Raw genomic sequence first — 689 nt, forward strand, 5'->3', positions numbered from 1 at the left:
CTATTGGGAGCAGCACCTGGCCTGCTTGCCGGTAGTACACAGTTTACCGCTGGATAATGCACGCCCCGCGCTGCAAAGTTTCCGCGGTGGAAATTGTTATTCGCACATCGGTCCTGAAGCCACCCGGACACTGCTTGCCCTGTGCCAGGCACAAGGGGCGACGTTGTTTATGGGGTTGCATGCCGCCTTTGCGGTATTGCTGTCCCGCTACAGCAACGAAACGGATATCGTGATTGGCAGCCCGATTGCCAATCGGGAGCAGGCCGAGATTGCGCCATTGATCGGTTTCTTTGTTAACACGCTGGTGTTGCGCAGCGATTTGTCGGGTGCACCGGATTTCCTGGAAATGCTGGCACAAAGTAAAGCCCGGTTGCTGGATGCGTATGCGCACCAGCAAGTGCCGTTTGAGCAGTTGGTAGAGCGGCTGCAACCGGAACGCCACCTCAGCCACAGCGCGCTGTTCCAGGTGATGCTGGTATTGCAAAACAACCCGTCAGGATCGCTGAAGTTACCCGGCTTGCAGTTGGGTGAACTGGAGCGTCGCAGCAGTGGCTTTGCCAAATATGATTTGACCTTGACGGTGGTAGAGGGCGCGTCGGGCCTATCGCTGTGCTGGGAGTACAACAGTGATGTCTTTGAAGCGGCAAGCATAGGTCGGATGGCCCGGCATTTCGGGTTATTGCTGGATG

1 protein-coding gene is annotated in these 689 nt (G+C 56.6%); it reads left to right on the plus strand.

Annotation, left to right across the window (positions count from 1 at the left end):
• On the plus strand, positions 1 to 689 hold a 689-nt coding region (locus tag A596_RS05070), incomplete at both ends, for a condensation domain-containing protein (protein WP_039913081.1).

It is taken from the genome of Cellvibrio mixtus subsp. mixtus J3-8 (genome assembly GCF_000766945.1).
In the GTDB taxonomy this organism is placed as follows: domain Bacteria; phylum Pseudomonadota; class Gammaproteobacteria; order Pseudomonadales; family Cellvibrionaceae; genus Cellvibrio; species Cellvibrio mixtus_A.